This window comes from Kitasatospora sp. NPDC054939 (assembly GCF_053610105.1).
This window is the reverse complement of sequence record NZ_JBSGXP010000069.1, coordinates 25721-32314: the sequence shown is the minus strand read 5'-3', so window position 1 is coordinate 32314 and position 6594 is coordinate 25721. Positions and strand designations below refer to the sequence as shown.

Annotated in this window: 7 protein-coding genes; all 7 read right to left on the bottom strand. The window is 71.5% G+C overall.

Annotated features, from left to right (window positions below; all coding sequences use genetic code 11):
* Positions 1-150 precede the first annotated feature (150 nt).
* On the bottom strand, positions 151-438 hold the full coding sequence (locus ACWGB8_RS20590; protein WP_030308030.1) for an RNA polymerase-binding protein RbpA: 288 nt from the start codon (positions 436-438) through the stop codon (positions 151-153).
* Positions 439-642: 204 nt separating this feature from the next.
* On the bottom strand, positions 643-879 hold the full coding sequence (secG, locus tag ACWGB8_RS20585) for a preprotein translocase subunit SecG (RefSeq protein ID WP_452214963.1): 237 nt from the start codon (positions 877-879) through the stop codon (positions 643-645).
* Between the two features lie 87 nt (positions 880-966).
* Positions 967-1752, bottom strand: a complete 786-nt coding sequence (tpiA, locus tag ACWGB8_RS20580; protein WP_452214962.1) for a triose-phosphate isomerase — start codon at positions 1750-1752, stop codon at positions 967-969.
* Between the two features lie 3 nt (positions 1753-1755).
* Positions 1756-2961, bottom strand: a complete 1206-nt coding sequence (locus ACWGB8_RS20575; RefSeq protein ID WP_452214961.1) for a phosphoglycerate kinase — start codon at positions 2959-2961, stop codon at positions 1756-1758.
* A 146-nt stretch (positions 2962-3107) separates the two neighbouring features.
* Positions 3108-4112 (bottom strand): type I glyceraldehyde-3-phosphate dehydrogenase, encoded by a 1005-nt coding sequence (gene gap, locus ACWGB8_RS20570; protein ID WP_452214960.1) that lies wholly within the window; start codon positions 4110-4112, stop codon positions 3108-3110.
* 397 nt (positions 4113-4509) lie between these two features.
* Positions 4510-5493 (bottom strand): DNA-binding protein WhiA, encoded by a 984-nt coding sequence (gene whiA, locus ACWGB8_RS20565; protein WP_452214959.1) that lies wholly within the window; start codon positions 5491-5493, stop codon positions 4510-4512.
* Complete coding sequence (locus tag ACWGB8_RS20560; RefSeq protein WP_452214970.1) at positions 5484-6509, bottom strand: gluconeogenesis factor YvcK family protein; 1026 nt, start codon at positions 6507-6509, stop codon at positions 5484-5486. The genes whiA and ACWGB8_RS20560 overlap by 10 nt, the downstream gene beginning before the upstream one ends.
* Positions 6510-6594 lie beyond the last annotated feature (85 nt).

Genomic DNA, 6594 nt, shown 5'->3' with positions numbered 1-6594 from the left:
CGGGGCCCCGGGCCGGCCCCCCCCCCCCCCCCCCCCAGCGCCCCCCCCGGCCGCGCCCGCGCGGCGCCGGCCCCCGGGCCCCCAAAGGGGGCCGGGGCCCCCCGGATGTTCAGGGGGGGCCCCCTTCGTGCGTTCCGGGGAGCGTGGACCTCAGATCTCGCCGCGCAGCTTGGCGAGGGCCTCGGCGAGGATCGCCTCGCCGTCGGCATCGGTGCGCCGCTCGCGGACGTACGCGAGGTGGGTCTTGTACGGCTCGTTGCGCGAGGGGGCCGGCGGGTTGTGCTCGTCCTGGCCGGCCGGGAAGCCGCAGCGCGGGCAGTCCCAGGTGTCCGGGATGACGGCCTCGGCGGCGAAGCTCGGGCGCGTCTCGTGCTTGTTGGCGCACCAGAAGGAGATCCGGTTGCGGGGGGCGGACTCGCCGCGCTCCGCCTCGCCCATCGGGCCCGCTCCGACCCTGCTTCCACGAATGGCGTTGCCACTTGCCACGGTCTGACTCCCTGCGTGCTGGTGCGCCGACCCGCCGCGGTGCGCGTCGGTGGCGAAGTCGTCCTAGTGTAAGCAGGAGTTAAGGATGCGCCGACACCGCCTCCGCCCCGGACCGCTCCAGGATAGGCCGCGGGGCGACGGGACGTCAGGCGTACGTCAGCTCTTGTACTTGAGCACCAGGCCGAGCACCACGATGCATGCGAACCAGGCGACCGCGACCACGATGGTGATGCGGTCCAGGTTGCGCTCGGCGACCGCCGAGCCGCCGCCGGTGGACATCGCGCCGCCGCCGAACATGTCGGACAGGCCGCCGCCCTTCCCCTTGTGCAGCAGCACCAGGAGGATCATCAGCAGGCTGAAGACGATCAGGGCAATCGAGAACCCGAGAACCACGACGGGACCAACTCTCTCGTTACTTCGGCGAAGGGGCCGGGCCGCGTCCGGCGGTCCGGCCCCAAAGCCTACGTTGCTGCGGCGGCGTTAGCCTACTGCCTGCTCGCGGTAGCGCACGATCTTGACGAACTCCTCGGCGTCCAGCGAGGCCCCGCCGATCAGGGCGCCGTCGACGTCGGGCTTGGCCATCAGACCGGCCGCGCTGGAGGACTTCACCGAACCGCCGTACAGCACGCGGACCTTGTCGGCCAGATCGGCGCTGTAGAGCTCGGCGATCCGCTTGCGGATGGCCGAGCAGACCTCCTGGGCGTCCTCCGGGGTCGCCACCTCGCCGGTGCCGATCGCCCAGACCGGCTCGTAGGCGACCACGATCGACTCGGCCTGGCCGGCCTCGACGTCCTGGAGGGCGCCGTCCAGCTGGGCCAGGGTGTGCTCGACGTGGGTGCCGGCCTTGCGGATCTCCAGCGGCTCGCCGATGCACAGGATCGGGGTGATCCCGTTGCGGTAGGCGGCCTTGACCTTGGCGTTGACGATCTCCTCGTTCTCGCCGTGGTACTGGCGGCGCTCCGAGTGGCCGATCACCGCGTAGGTGCACTTGAGCTTGGCCAGCATCGGGCCGGAGACCTCGCCGGTGTAGGCACCGGAGTCGTGCTTCGAGACGTCCTGCGAGCCGTACTTGATCTTCAGCTTGTCACCGTCGACCAGGGTCTGCACCGAGCGCAGGTCCGTGAAGGGCACCAGGACGGCGACCTCGACCGACTCGTAGTCCTTGTCGGCCAGCGCGAACGCCAGCTTCTGGGTGTGCTGGATGGCCTCAAGGTGGTTGAGGTTCATCTTCCAGTTGCCCGCCATCAGCGGGAGACGCTCAGTCATTCCTCAGCCTTCCAGGGCGGCGAGACCGGGGAGGGTCTTGCCCTCCAGGTACTCGAGGCTCGCGCCACCGCCGGTAGAGATGTGCCCGAACTTCGTCTCGTCGAAGCCCAGGATGCGGACGGCCGCGGCGGAGTCGCCGCCGCCGACCACGGAGAACGCGTCGCTGTCCAGCAGGGCCTGGGCGACGGCCTTGGTGCCCTCGGCGAAGGTCGGATGCTCGAAGACGCCCAGCGGGCCGTTCCAGAACACCGTCTTCGCGTCGGCCAGCTTCTCGGCGAACAGCGCGCGGGTCTTCGGGCCGATGTCCAGGCCCTCCTTGTCCGCGGGGATGCCGTCCGCGTCGACGACCTCGTAGTCCTCGACCGGCTTGTGGGTCTTGGTGTCGGGGAAGCTCGCGGAGATCGCGACGTCCACCGGCAGCACAAACTCCACGCCGTTGGCCTTGGCCCGCTCCAGGTACTCCAGGACGACCGGGACCTGGTCCTTCTGCAGCAGCGAGATGCCCACCTCGTGGCCCAGCGCGTACAGGAAGGTGTACGCCATGCCGCCGCCGATCAGGATGCGGTCGGCCTTGCCGAGCAGGTTGTCGATCACGCCGACCTTGTCGGAGACCTTGGAGCCGCCGAGCACCACCGCGTACGGGCGCTCGACCTCCTCGGTGAGGCGCTTGAGGACGCCCACCTCGGTGGCGATCAGGTCGCCCACCGCGTGCGGCAGGCGGGCCGGCAGGTCGTACACCGAGGCGTGCTTGCGGTGCACCGCGCCGAAGCCGTCGCCGACGTAGAGGTCCGCCAGGGCGGCCAGCTCGTCGGCGAAGGCGCCGCGCTCGGCGTCGTCCTTGCTGGTCTCGCCCGCGTTGAAGCGCAGGTTCTCAAGCAGCGTGACCTCGCCGTCGGCCAGGGCGGCGACGGTGGCCTTCGCGCTCTCACCCACGGTGTCGGCCGCGAACGCGACCGGCGTGCCGAGGATCTCGCCGAGGCGGACGGCCACCGGCGCGAGGGAGAACTGCGGGTCGGGCTCGCCCTTGGGGCGGCCGAGGTGGGAGGCGACGACGACCTTCGCGCCGCTCGCGACGAGCTTGGCGATGGTCGGGGCGACGGCGCGGATCCGGCCGTCGTCGGTGATCGCGCCGCCGGACAGCGGAACGTTCAGGTCGGCTCGGACGAACACGCGCTTGCCGGCGACGTCCAGGTCTTCGATGGTCTTCACGGTCTTCGGTCTCCCAAGTGGAAGTGGCGCAATGACGGCACAACGGCGGGCCGTCGGAAGGGGAGTTGAGGGTGCGCAGACGAGGGCCCGGACGGCGTCGAAGCCTTCCGGGCCCTCCCCCTTACTTCACGTCAGCTCCCGCAACGTCAGAGCTGCTCACCGACGAGGGTGGTCAGGTTGACGAGGCGGTTCGAGTAGCCCCACTCGTTGTCGTACCAGCCGAAGACCTTGACCTGGTTGCCCTGGGCCATGGTCATCAGCGAGTCGAAGATCGTGGAGAACGGCGAGTTCACGATGTCGGAGGAGACGATCGGGTCCTCGGTGTACTGCAGGATGCCCTTGAGGCTGCCCTCGGCCGCCTTCTGGAAGGCCGCGTTGACCTCCTCGACGGTGACCTCGCGCTCCAGGGTCACCACCAGGTCGGTGATCGAGCCGGTCGGGACCGGGACGCGCAGCGAGGTGCCGTCCAGCTTGCCCTTGAGCTCCGGCAGGACCAGCGCGGTGGCCTTGGCGGCACCCGTCGAGGTCGGGATGATGTTGAGGGCCGCGGCGCGGGCGCGACGCAGGTCCTTGTGCGGGAAGTCCAGGGTGACCTGGTCGTTGGTGTACGCGTGCACCGTGGTCATCAGACCCTTGACGATGCCGAAGTTCTCGTTCAGCACCTTGGCCAGCGGCGCCACGCAGTTGGTGGTGCAGGAGGCGTTGGAGATGACCGTGTGGTTGGCGGCGTCGTACTTGTCGTCGTTGACGCCCATGACGATGGTGACGTCCTCGTCCGTCGCGGGCGCCGAGATGATGACCTTCTTGGCGCCGGCGGTGACGTGCTTCTTGGCCGCCGCGGCCTTGGTGAAGATGCCGGTCGACTCGATCACGATGTCGACGCCCAGCTCGCCCCAGGGGAGGTTGGCCGGGTCGCGCTCGGCGATGACCTTGAAGGTCTTGCCGTCGACGGTGATGCTGTTCTCGGTGTGCGAGACCTCGCCCGGGAAGGTGCCCAGGATCGAGTCGTACTTGAGCAGGTGCGCCAGGGTCTTGGTGTCGGTCAGGTCGTTGACACCGACGATCTCGATGTCCGCTCCCTGGGCCTGAACCGCACGGAAGAAATTGCGGCCGATGCGGCCGAATCCGTTGATGCCTACCCGGATCGTCACGAACCGATCTCCTCGTTAGGTACGCCGGAGCTAAGCCGACGGGGTGGAATTTTGGGATGTCCCCGACCGCCTATGACCCTACCCCTCCGGGGCCCCGCTGAGCACATCAGCCCGCACCCCGGACAGCGGCGTGGCGCCGCCCTGCGACGGGTTCCGGACGTCTGCCCTTGCCCGTCCCGGCAGTTGGCTCCGGCCCTGGAAAACGGGTGTGCGGGAGCCGTTGATTATGTTCGGAAACGGAACGACCGGCGTCCGGATTCCGGGACGCCGGTCGCTCGGTGCGTGAGACGACGGGTGGGGCGCGAGGGGTTGCGCCCAGCACGTCGGAGGGGATCGGTCAAGACCCCCGCGGCGGCCGGTTCTGTTCGGTGGCTCCGGCGCCGTCCGGGGCGCGCGGTCAGTTCAGCGCGACCATCTCGTCGGTGAGGTTGGCCTCGGTGCTCGGCAGGCCCAGCTCGGACGCCCGCTTGTCGGCCATCGCCAGCAGGCGGCGGATCCGTCCGGCCACCGCGTCCTTGGTCAGCGGCGGGTCGGCCAGCGCGCCCAGCTCCTCCAGCGAGGCCTGCTTGTGCTCCATGCGCAGCTGGCCGGCCGCGGCCAGGTGGTCGGGCACCTCGTCGCCGAGGATCTCCAGCGCGCGCTGCACCCGGGCTCCGGCCGCGACGGCGGCGCGGGCCGAGCGGCGCAGGTTGGCGTCGTCGAAGTTGGCCAGGCGGTTGGCGGTGGCGCGGACCTCGCGCCGCATCCGGCGCTCCTCCCAGGCCAGCACCGACTCGTGGGCGCCGAGGCGGGTGAGCAGCGCGCCGATCGCGTCGCCGTCGCGGATGACCACGCGGTCGACGCCGCGGACCTCGCGGGCCTTGGCCGGGATGCCGAGCCGGCGGGCCGCGCCGACCAGGGCGAGGGCGGCCTCGGAGCCGGGGCAGGTGATCTCCAGCGAGGAGGAGCGGCCGGGCTCGGTGAGCGAGCCGTGCGCCAGGAAGGCACCGCGCCAGGCGGCCTCGGCGTCGCAGGTGGCGCCGGAGACGACCGCCGGGGGCAGGCCGCGGATCGGCCGGCCGCGGCCGTCGACCAGGCCGGTCTGGCGGGCCAGCAGCTCGCCGTCCTTGACCACGCGCACCACGTAGCGGCTGCCGCGGCGCAGTCCGCCGGGGGCCATCACGACGAGGTCCGAGGAGTGTCCGAAGATCTCCAGGAGATCCTTGCGCAGCCGGCGGGCGGCCGCTCCGGTGTCGAGCTCCGCCTCGATCACGATCCGGCCGCTCACGATGTGCAGCCCGCCCGCGAAGCGCAGGATCGCCGACACCTCTGCCTTGCGGCAGCAGGCCCGCGTGACCGGGAGCCGGCTGATTTCGTCCTTCACCGCTGGAGTCATCGCCATGCCCCGATCCTTCCATGTGTCCGGAAAATCCGGTCGTACGCGGCTGCCAAAGCCTCCGGGTCGTGTCGCGGAGTGCCGTCGGGACGGGCCACCCGGCCCAGGACCAGGGCGGCGCCCATCCGCTCGGCCGCCTTCTCCAGGCCGTCCAGGTCGGCCTGCCCGAAGGCGCCGCCGGTGACGGCCCGCTCGTCCACCAGGATCGCATCCACGGCGAGGCCGGGGGCGTGGTCGGCGATGACCTCCAGGTGGCGCTGCGGGGTGAAGCCCTCGGTCTCGCCGGGCTGGGGGGCCAGGTTGAGGGTGAGCAGGCGGCGGGCGCGGGTCTCGGTGAGGGCCTTGGCCAGGTCGGGCACCAGCAGGTGGGGCAGCACGCTGGTGAACCAGGAGCCGGGGCCGAGCACCACCCAGTCCGCCTCGCGGACCGCGGCGACCGCCTCCGGGACGGCCGGCGGCTCGTCCGGCAGCAGCCGGATCGACTGCACGGTGCCCGGGGTGACCGCGACGTTCGCCTGGCCGCGGACGGCGGACAGCTCGGCGGGCAGCTCCGGGTCGTGGCCGCGCACGACGGCCTCGATGTCGAGCGGGACGGCCGACATCGGCAGCACCCGGCCCTGGACGTTCAGCAGCCGGCCGACCCAGTCGAGGGCGGCGACCGGGTCGCCCAGCTTCTCCCAGAGGGCGACGATCAGCAGGTTGCCGACGGCGTGGCCGCCGAGGCCGCCGCTGCCGGAGAAGCGCTGCTGGATCACCTCGGACCAGGTGCGGCCCCAGTCGTCGTCCCCGCAGAGCGCGGCGAGCGCCTTGCGGAGGTCGCCCGGCGGCAGCACGCCCAGCTCCTCGCGGAGCCGGCCGCTGGAGCCGCCGTCGTCGGCGACGGTGACCACGGCGGTGAGGTCGCTGGTGAGCCGGCGCAGCGCCGACAGCGAGGCCGACAGGCCCTGGCCGCCGCCGAGGGCGGTGATCCGGGGCGCCGGGTTGCTGCGTGTTCGGTTCGGGACCGGAGCGCGCGGGGGCACCGCCGGGACCACCGTCCGGTCGGCCTTGTTCTGGAGCTGCCGCCCGGGCACGTATCCCGTCACACCTACCTCGCGTTCCTCTTGC